This window comes from Paenibacillus taichungensis (genome assembly GCF_003287275.1).
Lineage (GTDB): Bacteria > Bacillota > Bacilli > Paenibacillales > Paenibacillaceae > Paenibacillus > Paenibacillus taichungensis_A.
On record NZ_QEVW01000005.1, the window covers coordinates 667,870 to 686,220 of the forward strand.

Sequence of the window (18,351 nt, forward strand, 5' to 3'; positions counted from 1 at the left end):
TTCTTTTGATTTTGTGCTTTTTTGATCTGAATATTTTACAAGTCAGTCTACATTCTTAGACGCTAAGCACCAAAAAGGCCCTCCCGTGTTGTCTTTGACAAAACAGAAAGACCTTCTATTAAAATCCACTACCACTTAAAATAACCCCATTGCATTCAATCCAATCCTATTGCTTAGCTCGTAATCAAGGGGAGTGTAACAGTAACCCTTGTACCCTCTCCCGGTTTGCTCATTATGGTTACACCATAAGGTGCCCCGTACAATAGCTCTATGCGATCATGTACATTCCGGATACCTATACCACTAAACAATTGCCGATTATTCTTCGGATTGGGAAGCGATTCCCCCATGGAGAATCCTTCGATTCCGTCCCCGTTATCCATAATCTCGCATATCAATGACTCTCCGGCTCTGGAGACCATTACATGAATGGTGCCTGTTTCTTTGGAAATAAACCCATGGAAAAAGGCATTCTCGATAAAGGGCTGAATTACCAGTTTGGGCACATGATAATGCGTACAATCGGGAGCTACGTAGAAGGCTGCTTTGATGCGTCCTCCGTAACGGACATGATTAATGAATACATAGTTTTTCAGGTTTTCGACTTCCTGCTCCACCGTGATCGTCTCACTCACATTACTAATTGTATTCTGCAATAAGGAGATCAACGCATTAATGGTTTCGGCAGCCCTATCCTTGTTGCCTTGCTGAACCAGGACTTTGACAGATGCCAGTGTATTGTAAAGGAAATGAGGATTAATCTGGCTCTGCAGCGCCGCCAGCTCGGCATTTCGTTGTTCCCGCTGTGTAAGCACCAACTGGTCCACATAGTCATGAAGTTCGTCCAACATATAGTTATAGGCATGACCTAACTGTCGACTCTCATAACTTCCACTGACTGGTATATAGTTGTCCAGATCACTTTTGGTTATATTGGACATTTGCTTCACAAGTCTGCGCAGCGACTTGGTGATCTGATTCGTAATAAGAAACACGAGTATGAGCGCTGCTGCTACAATGGCTGCACAGATCAGAGCAATCGTCTTCATGTCAACCAGCTGTCCCATCGCGAGATCCTTATCGACGACGTTTACGATATAAAATCGATAAAATGGCAAATACTCGGACAGCACCACGCTATCCTGATCCATGACCCGTGCATTTACACCTTTTACACTTTCGTTATTCATTTCTCTGGCATAGGTCAGCAATTCGAGTTGAGTGGTACCAATCCATTCTTCACGATTGGACGATACAATCTCACCAGCATCATTCAGAATAACCACATCGTTGCCTCTGCTTGTGAAGCTGCTGTAGAACTGACGAAACGCGTTTTCTCTCATAGTGACATACAACGTACCGTAGAGTCGGTTTTGGGCACGATCGGTCAATGCCTTGGTCGCTGAGATCATCTGCTGGGCAGTGTCATCATTCGTCTGATAGTCGTCAAAAATGATTCGATTTGGACTGGCCGCTGCTTCCAGCGTAATCGGCTGCTCTTTCAATTCATCCGCTGATAAACGAAGATGCGACCGATCTGTGGAATACGTACGCCCATTTATACCGCTAATCGTAATACCGACTTCATAGGACTCTGTAATCGATTGAATCCGGTCCATCGTTTCCCTCATGTTGTAGTAGGATTTTGCCATCGTGAGGGAGTCCCCCTCCCCCTCAGACAGATAACCCCGGATTGCCCCGCTTTGGCTAACATTGTTGGATACAGCAGCAATCGCATCGTTAAAAGATTCAAAGTTCGTTTTGATCTGGCTAAGTACCTTGGAGTTCGTAATACTGAACGTCTCGGTAAACAGCTTGGTCGACATATGAATTGATGTCCATAGAATGAGCACGGAGACAAGAATGATACTAACGAACATAACGAGGAACAGCTTTGGGAAAAGTCCAAGCCTTGAAAATGCATTCATCCATTTCTTCATTTATTTCTTCCTTCTGACGTTATGCCCAGAATTTTCGCCGGTATCGGCTCGGTGACAGTCCGGTAAATTTTTTGAACACCTTGCAAAAGTAACTGTGATCGGAATACCCGACCATACTGCTGATTTCGGAAATGGTGACATCGTCTGAGCGGAGAAGTTCCTCTGCCTTTTCAATCCGAATTTTGTTCAAATATTCGTTAAAGCCTTCTTTTTTGTGTGAAGAGAAATAACTGGACAAGTACGATGGATTAAAATGAAAATGCTTGGCTACCTCGGCAAGGCCGAGTGGCTGATCAAAGTGCTGATGCATATATTCCAGAAGCATTTTCATATTTGGATCACTTCGTCGTCCACCTTCTCCTGTCGTGCACTTCTGTACCTCAGCCATGAACTGATCCAGCACGTTCATTGCTTCTGTCAGACTGGAAGCACCATCGACATGTTTGAAATAGGCATACTTGCTCTCTTCCAACGCTGCCGACTGCACATCCATATCTGCCAACGTAATGGTTACGTTAAAGATCAGATTGCCCAGAAAGGACTTAATTTCAAACACATCTGCAATATAATCCCGTCCCAACGTAAGGGCGTGCTCTTGCAAATATTCTCTTGCCGCTTCAGTTCGATTTCGCTTCACATGCTGCAAAAACATGTTCACATTAAACTGATACCCGGCAGGGTGAAGAGGCGGAAGTTCGCCATACACCAGAATCGATCGGTCCTCATAATAAAAGCGATACTCCATTAGCTTGATGAGACGTGTTCGATATACGTCCCCCATTTCTTCAAATGAAGAGAAGCTGTCGCTCAGCACCCAGCAAGGTCCGTCCTGCCCATCCTTATTCTCGCTCGCCAACTCCTTAATTCGCTGCACCATCCATTCATCCTTCGAAGGTTCAACATTAAGAAGCACTACTGGCGACGTGCCTTCGGCCGGCACGATTGCGCACTCCACATCAGGGAGCTGATCCCGTAACCGTGACTCCAACTGCTCGTTATCCAGCTTGCGCACATGTACTTGTGTATCCTGCGGCTTATATACGAGTAAACGGAAACATCGGTGAGGAAACGTCTCCCTTATCATATGCATCTCGTTTTCCTCATCCAACGTAAAACCGGACAGCATCTTCTCCATCAGTTGTCCGAGTCTCCACCCATCATGTGAAGGCTCAAACTGCAATTCGGAAATTTTGCCAGCCGTACGCTGTAGTACTTGTAATAATTCATTGGTATCCAGTTTCGGTTTCAATATATAGTCTGCTGCTCCATTCTGGAGCGTTGAACGTACGTATTCGAATTCACTGAAGCTGCTAAGTACGATAACCTCAATCTGGGGATAGCTGGCTTTTAACGTCCGGACAAATGTTTCCCCATCCATCACAGGCATCACGATGTCCGTGATTACAATATCCGGCTGTAATGACTGTACCTGTTCAAGCCCTTCTTCCCCGTTGGAAGCTTCACCTACAATCTGAAAACCTTCAGCTTCCCAGTTCATATGGTGCTTAATGCCTTGCCTTACAAGAAACTCATCGTCAACAATCAGCACCTTACACAACCGGTTCATGACCCTTGACCCCCTTGTCTAATCTTTCTTCTATGTCTGCGCAAGAACACCATCATATATCAGATAAAATGGCCTCTCCGTGTTAGCGGTTACATTATTTTTAAAGTTTTGTACTTCTTTTTATATCTCAAAACGAACGTTTAAGCAATGGTAAGCATTTTGCATAAATCCAAAGAGCGTCTTTCAATCAGCAAGATATAGATCGAAATGCTTCTATTCGTCTAGATCCTGTACCCAGGAGCAAGTTCAATCGACTGATGCAAAATGCGTATAGAAACTCTCTTTAGTGTACACTAAATTTCGACAAAATAAGAAGTCTCGGCCCGCCATGAATCCTTTTCGGCGAGCCGGGACTTCTTATCGATGTAGGTTTAGATTAATTCCAACTTTCATTTCAAGTTCAGATCTAAGGTTCGATCCCCCATTGAAGACTTCCGGCGATATATCCAGTTACCTTGGTCCAGTCGGCGTAGGCTGTGTGACTTGGAGCAAACGAATAATCATCCGTCTGAGTGTAGTTGGTCCAGTCTGTTTTGGAGAAACGTGCCTGAATTTCAGTACTTTGCCCCGCTGCCAATGAAGCCGCAGAAGATTTGAACCCAATCTCCAGTACGGAATCCGCTCCGGTCACTGGGGTCGGCAGCGCACTAAACGTCCCTGTAACATTGTTATTTCCGGCTGTTGCCCAGTCACAGAAAAAGTTCTGGGTCTGAGCGCCATTGATCGTATAATAGTAGCGAATTTTGACATCGGAAAGATTGATGGCCGAAGTGCCAGTATTCGTTAATTTGATCTTGGGATTAATGGAGTTACCCGTTGCTGAAGTTGTTCCATTAAACATCTCAATTCGAATGGCTCCCGCGGGTACAGCCGTCGTGTCCTTGATAGTCAGATTCAGGATCGCATCATTACCTGCACTGAAATGGAACGTTAACGCTGCGCTTCCCTTGGACAACGAAGCCAGATATGTTTTACTCAACACAACCTGATTGCCCGATAATGTATAATCCGTACCTGAAACCAGCGTTGTACTCCCATTACGAATTGCACTAAGGGTGTTTCCGTTCAGTGTCAATGTGACAGGAATATCTGCCTGATTGCCTGTGTTCTTGTCAAATTCCGCATTCACAGGTGTGATGGCCGAACTGGTTATCGGAGTCTCGCCTCCACCTTCTTCACCGCCATTGTTCCCACCAATACGGTCAGCATATAAAATGCCCCGTCCATTCGTACCCAGATACACTCTTCCATACAAACGTGGATCACCTGTAATCGTGGTCACACGTGCATATTGATGCTGATTATCGTTAATCCGTACCCAATTCGCCCCGCCGTCATCGGAACGGAAAAATCCACGTGTTCCATCTATCTTAGCAATCGTGTACAGCGCGACCACGTTCTGTCCAGGTGCCGCTTTACCAAAACCGATGCTGTCTGCTTCCTCCACATTCGCAAGCTTGGTAAAGCTCGCTCCCGAATCAGTGGAATGCCACAGACCATACGGCCCTTCCTCCTCACTCCCGCCTGCAAACCAAAGTTCGCCTTCCGTACCTGGAACAGCGTCCAGATCGGCATTTCCTTCTACCGGAAGCCCGGTAGCCGCAGATGCAGTAAAGGAGGCACCACCATTGGTGCTCACATAGACTTTACCGGCAGCAAATCCATAGAATTTGTTCGGATTTACCCGGTCAGAGATCACCTTTGCCTGTGCGGGTATACCTGAACTCGCGGTCCATGAGTTGCCGCCAGTGGAATAATGCACACCCTTGTCTGACGTGCTCCATACAAGTCGGTTACCATTTGCAGAGATAGCTACGGTTCCTCCTCCGGTTGTACCGGCAGGCTCTGCGTTCGCCTTATACCAGGTGGTCCCGCCGTCGCTGGATAAACCAATGGATTTTGCGTTCGGATCAGCAGTGTAGTCTGCTTTTCCTACGCGAACCATGGTATTCGGACTTAATTCTGCAAAGTCCAGACTTTCCGTAGAAGAGTAGTTGGGGCTGGTAAACATCGTAGCTGGTGCCTGATCCAAATTGTTATGACGGAATCCCGAGACATCCCCTACTCCACTTAACAAATGTGCCCCACTTGGCGGGCTGATCAGATCCAGAACCGCGATCTCCTCGACTCCTTTGGCCATCACTGAAATATTGATTTTGTTACCGTCATCCCAGTCTGTCAAATTTTTCGTGCCGTAGATGGTCGCCCCTGTCCCATACATCATGCGGTCAGAGTCAAACGGATCAATCTCCAGATCGCCAATCATCCAGCCCAGCTTTGGAGAAACTTCAGGCGGTGCAGGATTCGTCCCAAAGGTCAACCAGGGAGCGGCCGAAATATCCTGTGTATAGCGCATTTTGCGGTTTGGATATCCTTCAAATTCCCAGATGCGGGTCCAGGTAGCTCCACTGTCCGTACTGCGGAACAGATTTGCGTCAGGCCACCAGGAGTTAAGGGTTGCCACCATCAGTGTACCAGGATGCTGAGTATCTACAGCCAGTCCGCCGTATCCAAAATAATTGTCTGAGCTGCTGCTCGGCACTGGACTAATGTTCGTCCATACCCCTGTAGTCGTATTTAATTTCCAGAGGTCTCCCTTTTCCCCGTCATAAGGGCCTGCACCATCGCTGTATGAAATATAGAGATTTCCATTGGCATCCAGTTCCCCGTGATGAGGTAAATAACCTGTAGGCTGTCCAGCAACAGCGCTCCACGTTGTGCCTCCATTCGTACTGCGGTACACGCTTTGATTTTTGTCGGCTACCCCGACATAGATGGTCTGTGTTGCCTGTCCAGCAGAGCCTGTTGATTTGTCAAACGTGATCCAAGAAAGACCCACGATGTCACTGGTATACTCATAAGTCGGGTCCTCCACATACGTGCCCGGATTCGGAAAGCTCGTTACTTTGTTCCAGGTCACGCCGTAGTCCGTACTTTTCCAGAGTCCGTTGCCACTACGTGCACCAAAATACAAAATGCTATTTTTATTAGGATCAACAGTCAGGCGTTCCCCCATGGAGCGTCCCGGCATGTTACCGCCGACTTTGAACGGAAGAGTGGTGGTCTGCCAAGTATCACCGCGGTCCGTAGAACGCAGGATGGAGCCATTGTTTTTGTCCCATGAATTGGTGTACGTGCCGACAGCCATATACACTCGATTCGGATCCACCGGGTCTGTTGCCAGCGCGTCGACACCGTTTTTGTTCCAGTCATCCCAGCCGACAAAATCGGTGAGGGGAATCCAACTTTCATTCGCAGGATTCCAGCGATAGGCTCCCCCGATATCTGTCCGGGCATAGATCAAATCCTTCTCTGACTCATTGAAAATAATCCCCGGTACAAAACCGCCTCCTGCCCCGGTCACGACATTTTTCCACTGGTATGAATCACTCGGTGCCGCATCTATTGTTCCAGCGAGCACGCCCAATGAAACTGCTGCAACAGCAACCGTCAAACTCATCAACCGCAGCTTTCCCAAAAACGTTTTCATAATTACTTAGCCTCCTCTTCAATATGTTCATCGCATCCGGTAAACCCCGCTGTGTCATCATGTTGATGAGTGCAGTGTCAGACATTTAATGCATTGAATCAGGCAACCAGCCCCACCTCCTCTCCATTTTTATAAAACGCTTTCATAAATCATTCAAGATTACCATTCATTGGATTATACTTTCAATAAATAACATTCGATGGCAATTAAAAAACACCTTCTGCCCAAATTTTATTTTGTGTATTTTTTTCTTCACATCGCTTTTGAAAACATAAAAAAAGATGCTGTTTAGAACAGCACCCTTCTTCATTGAAAAATATTTTATAAACGAAGCACACCGTTCCAGTAACACGGTCTTTCATTTATTTTTTATCCGACTGTGCTCCCCCGCCAAAAGCGTAGGTTTTCTGCCCTTTCACACCCGGTCTAATTACAAATAGAGATCCGGCATTCGGCGTCTCCGTCAGCCGCTCTTCTCGAATACCAATTCGGGCAGTTGTAATATATAAGTCTTCCAAATCAGGTCCCCCGAAACAGCAGGATGTCACCTGATCTGCAGGTATCTCAACTTGTTGCAGCAGTTCTCCTGTATGCGGATTCCAGCGAGTGACTCTTCCTCCGCCCCAGTGGGCAACCCACAGCATGCCCTCACTGTCTACAGTCATTCCATCCGGATAGCCAAATTCCTCCGGTATAGCAATTACACTCGTCCGGTTCGTTATCTCTCCAGCAGCCAGATCAAAATCAAAACGGTCAATGGAGCGTGTCGGCGTATCAATGTAATACATCTTTCGTTGATCTGGACTCCAGCCCAAGCCATTGGATGTGGATACATCCCTGAATAACGTTCGAACAGGCTGTCCCTCCTCCAGGCAATAAAATGCCCCTGCCTTGCTTTCATTGTTCATGCTCATCGTCCCTGCCCAGAAGCGTCCAAGGGCGTCACACTTCCCGTCATTGAAACGGTTGTTGTCTTTGCCTTTCTCTGGATCTTCAATTGGCTGCAAATCTCCTGTGAGCAAGTTGTAGGTGTGAAAACCACTGCGCAAAGCAACGACAACCTCATCACCGTGGTATGGCACAACTGCCCCTACATGCTCGCCAACATCATAAGTCCGATCCTCTCCTGTAGCCGGAATATACACATGGACCTTGTAGCTTTCAATATCCACCCATAATAGTCGATTGTGTTCAGCATCCCAGCTTGGACCTTCGCCCAGCAGCGCGGGGGTATGTACTGCAATGTTCAAATCGCTCATGCCATCACGTCCTTTTTAAGATTTGACGCCGCCTGACCATTGAAAACCAATGGCATCCAGGAATGCTTTGGAAAGCACCATATGGCCTGTTGCATCGGGATGAACCCGATCATAAGTCAGTACAGACGTATAGAAATGATCCCAGAATGGAGTAAATGCAGCCTGTGTGTCCACGAAAATGGCGTCATGTTCAGCGGCTACTCTGCGAACAGCATCACCGTATATATCCATCGTAGCCCGCATCGGATCTTCCGGATTGGCTTCCAAATAATAAGGAGACATCAGAATAAGTCCTTTCAACCCAGGACGAACAGAAGCAACCAGATCACGCAGTGTGGTTTCATACTCCTCCAGGAAAACTTGCGAGTCCGTAGATAACGGATTGTCAAATTGGCGCCATACATCGTTAATCCCGATCATGATAGATAACCAGTCCGGTTTGAGATCAAGCACATCTCGGTCCCAGCGCTGCTTCAAATCACGGATCGTATTCCCACTATTACCCACATTTTGAATCCGCAGCATCAATTCCGGATAGATGGAACGCAGCAAGGCATACACTTGCGCCACATAACCATGCCCCAGTCCAGAACTCCCTTCACCAACAGGATGCTCACGTCCACAATCTGTGATTGAATCTCCGATAAAAAGCAGCTTATCATTCTTTTGCAATTTCATTATTGTTTTCTCCTTCGCTCTCATAAGCGTTAAAATATGTGAGATCACTCGTATTCATATTTCATATTCAGGAAAGACATAGATCAGCCAGGTGTCGGGTTACCACCCTTGATTCTTAAGCCAGGTCAGGCACAGATCAGACCAAGCCCGAACCGCATGGTCATCCTCTGCCAATCCCAGACCATGTGAACCTTTTTCAAATACATGCAAGTCATAAGGAATGCCGTGTGCACCCAGGGCAAGCGCGTAACGCAAACTGTTCTCTACAGGGACCGCCTGATCATCACTGGTATGCCAGATGAATGCTTCAGGAGCGTCAGCTTTCACCTGCTGCTCTGCACTGAAAGCCTTGATCTGTTCAGCAGACACATCTGACCCAAGCAGATTTTCACGAGATCCGGCATGTCCATAGGACTCCATCGTAATTACCGGATAACAAAGAATAACACGATCCGGACGCGAACTCTCCCGTTCAATAGGGTCTTCATGATCTGGTTGACCCTCGTCATACAAGGTTCCCAACGTGGCTGTAAGATGACCGCCTGCCGAGAAACCAAGCACGGCAATTTTGGAAGGGTTAAAGCCATATTGCTCGGCATGAGCACGTACATATCGGATCGCACGCTGACCATCAGTCATAGGTGCCGGATGCTGGTGAGGCGCCACACGGTACTTCAGCACAAATGCGCTAATTCCCGCACGGTTCAGCAATTCAGCGATTGGAGCTCCTTCGTGATCGGCCAAAAATCCATAGCCTCCACCCGGACAGATAATGACAGCGCTCTCGGAACCAGGCTGAATAAATGGAATCAGATGGGGCATTTCATCCTCATGGCCCTTGGCCGCATAAGGCGCTGCATGGTCCCATAATGCTATAGTTGATGTCACTTCTATCATCCTCTCTAATTTGAACGGATACGTTGATCCGTATAGTCATTTTCCAATCTAAGGAATCGATATCATCATAACGGGTAGCACCCTTGCGCATCAATACCTTCCTGGCATCACTTTTTATTCAATTTGTAACAGGTTACACGGAATCCGCATGCTTGAACAGTGTTTTATAGCACATTTATACCTCAGAATGATTAATATAACGTTCGATACTGCTCCGGAGTTACACCCTCAATCCGCCGAAATGTAGCCACAAAATGACTCGCATCCCGAAAACCAACCTTCGCTGCCGTTTCCTTGACGGTTAGTTTGCTGTCCCCTGTCATCCATTCTTTTGATTTGCGAATACGGAGGAGAATGAAATAACTATAGGCGGTCATGCCAAAGGATTGTTTGAAAAGAGTATTGAGATGCCTAGGCGTAATACCTGGTATAGCAGCCATCTGTTCAAGGCCGATTTCGGGGTCGGCATAGTGTTCATTCATAAATGAAATTAACGGAGCCAGCCGTTCCACGGCGTGGGAGATTGAAGATCGACTGCCTGTCATGCCATGTTTTTTGAGCAAAATCAGAAATCGATACATGTCCGCTGACGCTTCCAAACCGGATAAATCCTGGTCACTGCTGATGGAACCCAGCACTTCCCTGCCGTAATATTCAAGCGGGCTCTCTAAGTCCCACTGGTGTAGAGCTGCCTCCCCCAAACCAAGCGATTCTGTAATAGCCGGGCACTGGGAGCCTCCAAAGGTAATGTAAAGGGTCTCCCATTCTCCTTGCGAGCGTACATACTCGTGTGGCTCATTCGGCGGCAGCAAAATGCCGGATGTCTCCCCCAGCTGTACAGTTGAACCTGCAAATCTGAACTCTCCAGCTCCCTTCACCGTCTGAAGCCAGTGATAACAAGGATATCCGGCAGGTCTGTACACATTCTCCTGATTCCCGTTATATCCTATACTCTCGATGTAGAGCGGAAGCGGCTGATCCCTAGGGGTCATAAAGTAGCGCCGATGATCGGGTGTGATGAGCATAGGGAATCTCTCCTTTGAACAAAAACAAGATTACAGTTCCATATTCTTATATGTTTCATTACTTTTCTTATATTTTAAAAGTCATATCCATCATATAGTATAGATTTATTCTTATACAAGAGGTGAACACATTTGATTAGCAGCAAGTTACCCAAAATGTTCTACGGCGGCGACTATAACCCTGAACAATGGGATCATGAGACTCATCTTGAAGATCTGCGCATGTTCCAATTGGCAGGTATTGATATTGCGACCATCAACGTATTTTCATGGGCACTGATTCAGCCTGATGAAATCACTTATAATTTTGAAGGACTGGACCAGTTAATTAACAGTCTCTATGAAAGCGGCGTTTACATTTGCCTCGCGACAAGCACTGCTGCCCATCCAGCGTGGATGGCGAAGAAATACCCGGATGTACTGCGTGTGGATGCTGATGGACGTAAACGTAAATTTGGTGGACGGCATAACTCCTGTCCGAATAGCCCAACCTATCGCAAATACTCCGAGAAAATTGCAGACAAGCTGGCAGAACGTTACAAGGATCACCCGGCTGTGCTTGTATGGCATATCTCCAACGAATATGGTGGCGATTGTTATTGTGATAACTGCGAGAAAGCGTTCCGCGTGTATCTCAAAGAACGTTATCAGACCCTAGAGCAGCTCAACAAAGCTTGGAACACCAATTTCTGGGGGCATACTTTCTATGATTGGGATGAGATTGTTCTGCCGAGCAACCTGAGCGAGCACTGGGGAAACAACAATTCCACGTTCCAGGGCATCTCGCTTGATTATTCCCGCTTCAACTCCGACAGTATGCTCGATTGTTACCGTCTGGAATATGATGCGATCAAAAAACATATCCCGGATTCAGTCGTTACGACCAACCTGATGGGATTCTTCAAACAGCTGGACTATTTCAAATGGGCCAAATATATGGATATCGTCTCCTGGGACAGCTATCCGGGTCTTGCGACCCCGGTAAGTTTCACAGCTATGGCTCATGATCTGATGCGTGGATTGAAGGACGGACAGCCGTTCATGCTCATGGAGCAGACACCAAGCCAGCAGAACTGGCAGCCTTATAACTCATTGAAACGCCCCGGCGTTATGCGTCTGTGGAGCTACCAGTCCGTTGCTCATGGCGCAGATACGATCATGTTCTTCCAGCTCCGCCGTTCTGTCGGGGCCTGTGAGAAATACCACGGTGCTGTCATTGAACATGTCGGTCATGAACATACCCGTGTCTTCCGCGAAGTCTCGGAGCTAGGCAAAGAGTTACAGCTGCTGGGCGACAAAACGCTGGATGCTACCGTGAATGCCAAAGTGGCGATTGTGTTTGACTGGGATAACTGGTGGGCGATCGAAAAATCAAGCGGGCCTACGGTTGCACTGAACTATGTAGATCAAATTCACAAATACTACGCTGCCTTCTTCCGCCGCAACATTCAGGTGGACATCGTTAGTGTGGATACCGATATCAGCAAATATGACATCGTGCTCGCTCCAGTACTCTATATGGTTAAACCAGGCTTTGCGGCCAAACTGGAGAAGTACGTTGAAGCAGGCGGTACATTCCTGACAACCTTCTTCAGTGGTATCGTCAATGAGAGTGACATCGTAACAACCGGAGGCTATCCTGGCGAACTTCGCAAACTGCTCGGTATCTGGGTTGAAGAAATTGATGCACTGCTGCCCGAACAAAAAAATCGTATTGTCATGAAAGAGGCTTATGGCGATCTTCAGGGAGACTATGGTTGCGGCATGTTGTGTGACTTGCTGCATAGTGAAGGTGCAGAAATCATTGCCGAATATGGAGACGATTTCTACAAAGGCATGCCTGTGGTAACCCGTAACACGTTTGGTCAAGGTGAAGCCTGGTATGTGGCTTCCGATCCGGAAGATCGATTCCTGGATGGCTTGTTGGGACAACTGGCTACCACCAAAAATATTGCTTCTCTTCTGGATACTCCGGAAGGTGTTGAAGTGACTGCTCGTACCAAGGATGGACAACAGTACCTGTTTGTCATGAATCACAATGCTACCACTCAATCCTATGATTTGGGCCAAACTGAGGCTCGTGATTTGCTCACAGATCGGTCCCTTTCAGGTACGATCGAGATTGAAGGACGCGGTGTGCAACTGCTTGAAATGAAAAAATAATTCGAAAATTGATGATACAACATGTTACATGGAAATCGCATTGATCTATATTTGCAGCTTAAAAGAGTGTCAATTGTTAAAATTTAAAGTATTATATGATTGATCTTGTTTCAATCTGCTACTTCCCGTATCCGTTTAGACTGGATACGGGTTTTTGTCATTATTTGTGAGGCTATCGGTTAGAAGGAAATACCGAGAAGCGAAGCGAATTGGACGAGACACACAATTTAACGACGCCCGCCGGGAAAAGGAAGCGACCCTCCGTAAGTAGGCGCTGCACTGTAGAGAATAAATAATATAATGCTGCGAAATATTGGTGACAATCATGATGTCACTTATACACTGCTACAATGGGAGATACACTCCAGCATCCTTTCCGGCGGCGCAACCCTCGAAACGGAGTGGCTGACATGAATAGAACAAATCGGCTTGCCGCCATCGTTATGGCATTGCAGCACGGTCACGAAACGGCACATTCACTTGCAGAAAAGTTTGAAGTTTCCCGCCGTACCATCCTGCGGGATATCCAATCTCTCTCAGAGATGAATGTCCCGATCATTGCTATCTCCGGTCCTGGAGGCGGCTTCAGACTTATGGAGGGGTATGTACTGCCCCCACTGCAATTAGACCCGGTTGAAGCAGCTACTCTCATCTTTGCTCTCGAAGGCCTAAGCCATTATGCAGATACCCCTTTTCAAGAGAAACGCTGGACATTAATGGACAAAATCAAAAGCATTATTCCAGATGATGTCAAAGCAAGGATGGATCCCATGCTCAAACAACTACAGCATGATGTCCCCGAGCGAAACTACATCCTTCATCATCTGGAACCGCTTCTGGCTTGTATCCCGGAACAAGGGTGGCTGCGTATGTTGTACCGCTCTGCTTCCCGTCAACGCTGGCTAACAATCTGCCCCATTCGAATCTATGCCTCAGCCGGTTTCTGGTATTGTGAAGCGTATTCGGAAGAGCACGGGGAACAGCGCCTGTTCAGGGCAGACCGCATTCTGGACGTTTCGCCGGTTGAGCTGCTTGAATCACAACAGCTGGCAGAACAGGCAGAGCGACAGCGCAGCAAACCGAAATCTCCCGAACCTACTCCGACACGTGTTACCGCACGTCTGAGTTACAGCGGAATGATAGAGGCGGAACAGGACAAGCATATTGGAGAACGGATGACTGAGATTGCTCCGGATGTCTGGGAACTGTCCTTTCTCTGCCCTCCCAGTGAGTGGGCCTGGGCCGTACGATTCTTTTATCGACTTGGACGTGAAGCAGAAGTACTTGAACCTGAGAACCTTCGCTGCGAGATTCGCAAACATGCCGAGGAAGTATGCCAGATATATCTTACTTCCAACAATAATCGATGTAGCACACGCTAAAAAGGAGCTTGCCAAAATCATGATGAATGAGCATGAATCGATCGTAACTTACGAAGAAGCTGTGCAGCGTATAGAGGCTGTGGGACTGCTCCCACTCGCCCCTTTATTTCCTGAATACCCTTCACTGTCCTCCATAACGCCTCAAGAAAACTGGCACAAGGATAACGCGCTTGATCCCTGGTTGTGGCGTTCACGTCTGGCTGAGGAAGGGATCGCTGCCTACGGCAAATTTGTCAAAAAGAAAGCCCTTCTTGTCTCACGCGAATATTTCCCATGGGTGCACCGTCTGCTAGCGGACTCCAGAGTCATGGAAGAACAATATGACGTGGGTCTCCTCTCTCGAGAAGCATTGAAACTGTATGAGATAATCGAGAAGCATGAGGGGATTGATGGACGGAAATTACGTTCACTGGCAGGTTTTGGGGCCAAAGAGGACAAAAAGGCATTTGACCAGGGGCTGCTAGACCTTCAAAGCATGGGTGCCATTGTCATCTGCGGCACAAAAGAAAAAGAAGGCCTCGCTGAAGGTAAAGTTGCTTGGAATAGCTCTGCTTATGAGACCTCAGACTACTGGATGAAACGTCAAGGTATTGAACCTTTTGAGGGCAGCGTTGAAGATGCGGGCGAACTCCTGTTACAGCAATTGGAGAAATACACTACTGCTGCCGCACTGACCAAAATCAAAAAAGCCTTTGCGATAAAATGATTGTAATACCTGTAACCACAAATCCCGGAGGCCGAAGAGGGCCACCGGGATTTGCTGTATATACCTTTACCATACATGCAACAGATATAAAGCAACGAACAAATACAATTACAGGATGACTCCGTCCTTGAATATCGCAATTTCCCGAAATCCATGCTGCTCGCTGAGCGTATGCGCCCGTCCTGAAGCAATATCGATCAGTTGGCTGAACAGCTGCACTTTCACGTCTTCCATCGTCTTACCTTCCAGCAGTTGACCTGCGTTAAAATCGATCCAGTGCTTTTTCCGATTGGCCAGGTCAGATTGGGTTGCAATCTTGACGGTAGGTACCGGGCCTCCAAACGGCGTTCCGCGACCTGTCGTGAAAAGAACAATGTGCGCACCCGCAGCTGACAGTGCTGTAACAGACACAAGATCATTCCCCGGAGCTTCCACAATGTTCAGGCCGGTTTGAGTGACACGTTTGCCATAACGAAGTACATCAACTACGGGAGAACGGCCTCCCTTTTGCGTACATCCCAAAGACTTTTCTTCCAGTGTGGTAATCCCGCCTGCTTTGTTTCCTGGTGAAGGATTTTCATAAATATTTTGACCGTGGTTCACAAAGTATTGCTTGAAACCGTTCACCAAGTCTACCAAATCATCAAATACTTGCTCATTGGCCGCCCGATTCATCAGAATGGTCTCTGCACCAAACATCTCGGGAACTTCAGTCAATATGGCCGTACCTCCGGCAGCAACCAGCATATCCGCAACGGAGCCAACGAGCGGGTTCGCCGTAATACCGGAGAGACCGTCCGAACCACCGCACTTCAATCCAATTTTGAGCTTGCTCAGAGGCAGCGGCTGACGCTGTTCATGTTCGACGAGCTCCACAAGCTCTTCCATCAGACGCAGTCCTTCCTCAAGCTCGTCATCTGTTTCCTGCGCTTTGAGAAAACGGACTTTCCCCTGATATTCCGGTGCGATACATTCGCGGAACTGGTCTACCTGATTATTTTCGCAACCCAGACCAATGACCAGCACGCCGCCGGCATTCGGGTGTTCCACCAGGGAAGCCAGTACCTGCTGCGTATATTTCAGGTCATCTCCCAGCTGCGAGCAACCGAACGGGTGTGGGAAATGATATACACCATCCACCCTGCTGCCGAACTGTGACTGGCCCATCCGAGCCAAAGCCTCACATACTTTATTAATGCAGCCGACCGTATTAACAATCCAGATTTCATTACGAATGCCTGCTTCACCGTTAGGGCGCAGATATCCATCAAATGAACGCAGATGTTCAGGAGGCATGTCCGTCTGAACAGATGGTCCCGGATGATACTGGTATTCAAGTAAACCGTGAAGTCCTGTTTTCAGATTGTGACTGTGAATCCAGCTCCCCTGTTCAATCTGTTCTTTGGCAATCCCAATGGAAAAACCATATTTCTTCACATCCTCGCCCGGTGCGAGGGTATGCACAGCAATTTTATGGCCTTTGGGCACATCATCCCTTAGTGTAAAAGCAGTGCTGTCTGGCAGTGTAATACTTTCCCCTTTTACATAATCCCGAAGGGCTATAATGACATCATCCTGCGGTTGAATCGCAATCCAGTCATTGACTGTATGTGTTGTGTTCATCAACTCTCACCTTCCAGCAAACCAATTTCGTGAACGAGTGCTTCGCGAAGCCCCTCTCGTTCATCCAGATTCTTTCCCCAGATCGATACATCAGACAATACAGCAGCTACTCTCTGCTCCAATTGCTGCTTATCCCTCTTCAGAGGATCATAACGATCCCAATGCTTGGCGAGTGAAGCCAGTACATCCGCATCATCCCGAAGCAGGACAGGCTCACCGTTCAGACGCTGTGCCATATAACCGTCTGGCGTAGCCATTGGACGATACAGGCACAATAATCCCGCAAATCCTTTCACGAGCCCAGCCGGCCAGGTTCCCTGATTCTGCTCATAGGCCAAAAGTGAAGGGAGCACACGTACTTTGAACTTTCCTACTGTATTTAATGCAATATCCTGCAGCTTGTGATTAATATACGGATTGAGGAAACGTTCAAACACTTCCCCTGCGTACTGATCCAGATTATGATCCGGCATATCCAGTGCAGGCACGATCTCCTGATGTACTGCTTCTCTGACCCATGAGCCAAACTCCGGGTCTTCCATCGTCTCTCTGACATGTTCCTTACCTTGCAAAATGCCGAGCGAAGACATGAGAGTATGCGCACCATTCAGTATACGAACCTTGCGCAGCTGAAAAGGTTTCAAATCCTTCACCCAATGTACGTTGAGTCCCGCCTGTTTTAGGGGGAGTTTCTTGTCCAGTGCTTCATCTGCCTGAATGGCCCAGAAATGATATGGCTCAGCCGTATTGACCAGTTGATCCTCGTATCCCCAGCGATGGGTCAGGGAATCGGCTTCTTCCGTAGTCGGTGCACCCGTGACAATCCTGTCAACCAGATTGTTCAGGAACAAGTTATGGTTCTCAATCCATGAACGAAAGCCTTCAGAATAACCAAAATCTTCACTATGCCGCAGCACACAACTGCGCAGTACATCCCCGTTGCCCTCAAGCAACTCACACGGCAGGTGAATCAATCCTCGGGATGGGTCCCCATCAAAGCGCAGATAACGTTGATGCAAAAAGACCGTCAGTTTACCCGGAAATGATTGTACCGGTTCCCCCTGCGTGTATTCTGAATACGTATATTTCAATCCCGACTCAGTTGTATTGGAGATGACAAACTCCAGGGAGGGCAATTCCGCAAGCCCCAAAAAATCCTGCCATTCTTCGTACGGATTAATGCACTGTGAAAAAATCGAGATCATTTCCGTACGTTCCACTGCTTTTCCCTGTGACAGCCCCCGGGTAATCATCGTATACAATCCGTCCTGATCACGAATTTGTTCGAGCTTCGCCTTTCCCCCAGGCCGAGGTTGGGTCACCACAACACTGCCATGGAATTTGCCTTGTCTGGCACTTTCATGAAGCATCCAGTCTGCAAACCCACGCAAAAAGTTGCCTTCTCCAATCTGTAATACCTTTACGGGACGTTCCATCACTTCTTTGCACTTGCGCTGGTTGTCACTTCCGAGCAGATTCAGCTTTAGCCTTGGTCTTTTCGTGCTCGCCGACATGAACACTCACCTCATCGTTTTATTTGTCAATATCAGATGTCCCGCTGCACGGTACACAGCCGCTTACACTTCCATTGAAAACGCTTTAAATTCATTGTATCATCAAT

At 47.6% G+C, this 18,351-nt stretch carries 12 protein-coding genes; 3 read left to right on the forward strand and 9 right to left on the reverse strand.

Features of this window, described 5'->3' with window-relative positions; genetic code table 11:
* Nucleotides 1–173 precede the first annotated feature (173 nt).
* The 7 genes from DC345_RS08270 to DC345_RS08300 all read right to left on the reverse strand — a co-directional run bounded on the left by DC345_RS08270 (nt 174) and on the right by DC345_RS08300 (nt 10,856).
* On the reverse strand, nt 174–1,940 hold the full coding sequence (locus DC345_RS08270) for a cache domain-containing sensor histidine kinase (RefSeq protein ID WP_113052669.1): 1,767 nt from the start codon (nt 1,938–1,940) through the stop codon (nt 174–176).
* Between the two features lie 19 nt (nt 1,941–1,959).
* Entirely contained in the window at nt 1,960–3,507 is a 1,548-nt protein-coding gene (locus DC345_RS08275; protein WP_113052670.1) for a response regulator transcription factor, read from the reverse strand.
* A gap of 406 nt (nt 3,508–3,913) precedes the next feature.
* On the reverse strand, nt 3,914–6,997 hold the full coding sequence (locus DC345_RS08280) for a X2-like carbohydrate binding domain-containing protein (RefSeq protein ID WP_113052671.1): 3,084 nt from the start codon (nt 6,995–6,997) through the stop codon (nt 3,914–3,916).
* Nucleotides 6,998–7,359: 362 nt separating this feature from the next.
* A complete protein-coding gene (locus DC345_RS08285; protein ID WP_113052672.1) occupies nt 7,360–8,256 on the reverse strand; it encodes an SMP-30/gluconolactonase/LRE family protein in 897 nt (298 codons plus the stop codon).
* A gap of 15 nt (nt 8,257–8,271) precedes the next feature.
* On the reverse strand, nt 8,272–8,934 hold the full coding sequence (locus DC345_RS08290) for an SGNH/GDSL hydrolase family protein (protein ID WP_113052673.1): 663 nt from the start codon (nt 8,932–8,934) through the stop codon (nt 8,272–8,274).
* Between the two features lie 99 nt (nt 8,935–9,033).
* Nucleotides 9,034–9,822, reverse strand: coding sequence for an alpha/beta hydrolase (locus DC345_RS08295; protein ID WP_113052674.1), 789 nt, complete (start codon nt 9,820–9,822; stop codon nt 9,034–9,036).
* A 200-nt stretch (nt 9,823–10,022) separates the two neighbouring features.
* Nucleotides 10,023–10,856 carry an AraC family transcriptional regulator gene (locus tag DC345_RS08300; RefSeq protein ID WP_113052675.1) on the reverse strand — a complete coding sequence of 278 codons (834 nt, stop codon included), beginning with the start codon at nt 10,854–10,856 and terminating at the stop codon, nt 10,023–10,025.
* 132 nt (nt 10,857–10,988) lie between these two features.
* Between DC345_RS08300 and DC345_RS08305 the strand changes: the two genes are divergently transcribed.
* The 3 genes from DC345_RS08305 (at nt 10,989) to DC345_RS08315 (ending at nt 15,107) form a co-directional block, all read left to right on the forward strand.
* Nucleotides 10,989–13,019, forward strand: a complete 2,031-nt coding sequence (locus DC345_RS08305) for a beta-galactosidase (protein ID WP_113052676.1) — start codon at nt 10,989–10,991, stop codon at nt 13,017–13,019.
* Nucleotides 13,020–13,429: 410 nt separating this feature from the next.
* Nucleotides 13,430–14,401, forward strand: coding sequence for a helix-turn-helix transcriptional regulator (locus tag DC345_RS08310; protein WP_113052677.1), 972 nt, complete (start codon nt 13,430–13,432; stop codon nt 14,399–14,401).
* A gap of 19 nt (nt 14,402–14,420) precedes the next feature.
* Nucleotides 14,421–15,107: an AlkZ-related protein gene (locus tag DC345_RS08315; protein ID WP_258530586.1), complete on the forward strand. Its 687-nt coding sequence runs from the start codon at nt 14,421–14,423 to the stop codon at nt 15,105–15,107.
* Between the two features lie 108 nt (nt 15,108–15,215).
* Here DC345_RS08315 and DC345_RS08320 read toward each other — a convergent pair whose 3' ends face one another.
* Nucleotides 15,216–16,730, reverse strand: coding sequence for a UxaA family hydrolase (locus DC345_RS08320; RefSeq protein WP_113052678.1), 1,515 nt, complete (start codon nt 16,728–16,730; stop codon nt 15,216–15,218).
* Nucleotides 16,730–18,244, reverse strand: coding sequence for a tagaturonate reductase (locus DC345_RS08325; protein ID WP_113052679.1), 1,515 nt, complete (start codon nt 18,242–18,244; stop codon nt 16,730–16,732). Before DC345_RS08325 ends, DC345_RS08320 begins: the two co-directional genes overlap by 1 nt.
* Nucleotides 18,245–18,351: the final 107 nt, after the last annotated feature.

Excerpts from the sequence above, each read along its gene's own strand:
- DC345_RS08320 (WP_113052678.1), bottom strand. The coding sequence starts at position 16,730 with ATGAACACAACACATACAGTCAATGACTGGATTGCGATTCAACCGCAG.
- DC345_RS08300 (WP_113052675.1), bottom strand. The coding sequence starts at position 10,856 with ATGCTCATCACACCCGATCATCGGCGCTACTTTATGACCCCTAGGGAT.
- DC345_RS08315 (WP_258530586.1), top strand. The coding sequence starts at position 14,421 with ATGATGAATGAGCATGAATCGATCGTAACTTACGAAGAAGCTGTGCAG.
- DC345_RS08285 (WP_113052672.1), bottom strand. The coding sequence starts at position 8,256 with ATGAGCGATTTGAACATTGCAGTACATACCCCCGCGCTGCTGGGCGAA.
- DC345_RS08290 (WP_113052673.1), bottom strand. The coding sequence starts at position 8,934 with ATGAAATTGCAAAAGAATGATAAGCTGCTTTTTATCGGAGATTCAATC.
- DC345_RS08280 (WP_113052671.1), bottom strand. The coding sequence starts at position 6,997 with ATGAAAACGTTTTTGGGAAAGCTGCGGTTGATGAGTTTGACGGTTGCT.
- DC345_RS08325 (WP_113052679.1), bottom strand. The coding sequence starts at position 18,244 with ATGTCGGCGAGCACGAAAAGACCAAGGCTAAAGCTGAATCTGCTCGGA.
- DC345_RS08310 (WP_113052677.1), top strand. The coding sequence starts at position 13,430 with ATGAATAGAACAAATCGGCTTGCCGCCATCGTTATGGCATTGCAGCAC.
- DC345_RS08275 (WP_113052670.1), bottom strand. The coding sequence starts at position 3,507 with ATGAACCGGTTGTGTAAGGTGCTGATTGTTGACGATGAGTTTCTTGTA.
- DC345_RS08270 (WP_113052669.1), bottom strand. The coding sequence starts at position 1,940 with ATGAAGAAATGGATGAATGCATTTTCAAGGCTTGGACTTTTCCCAAAG.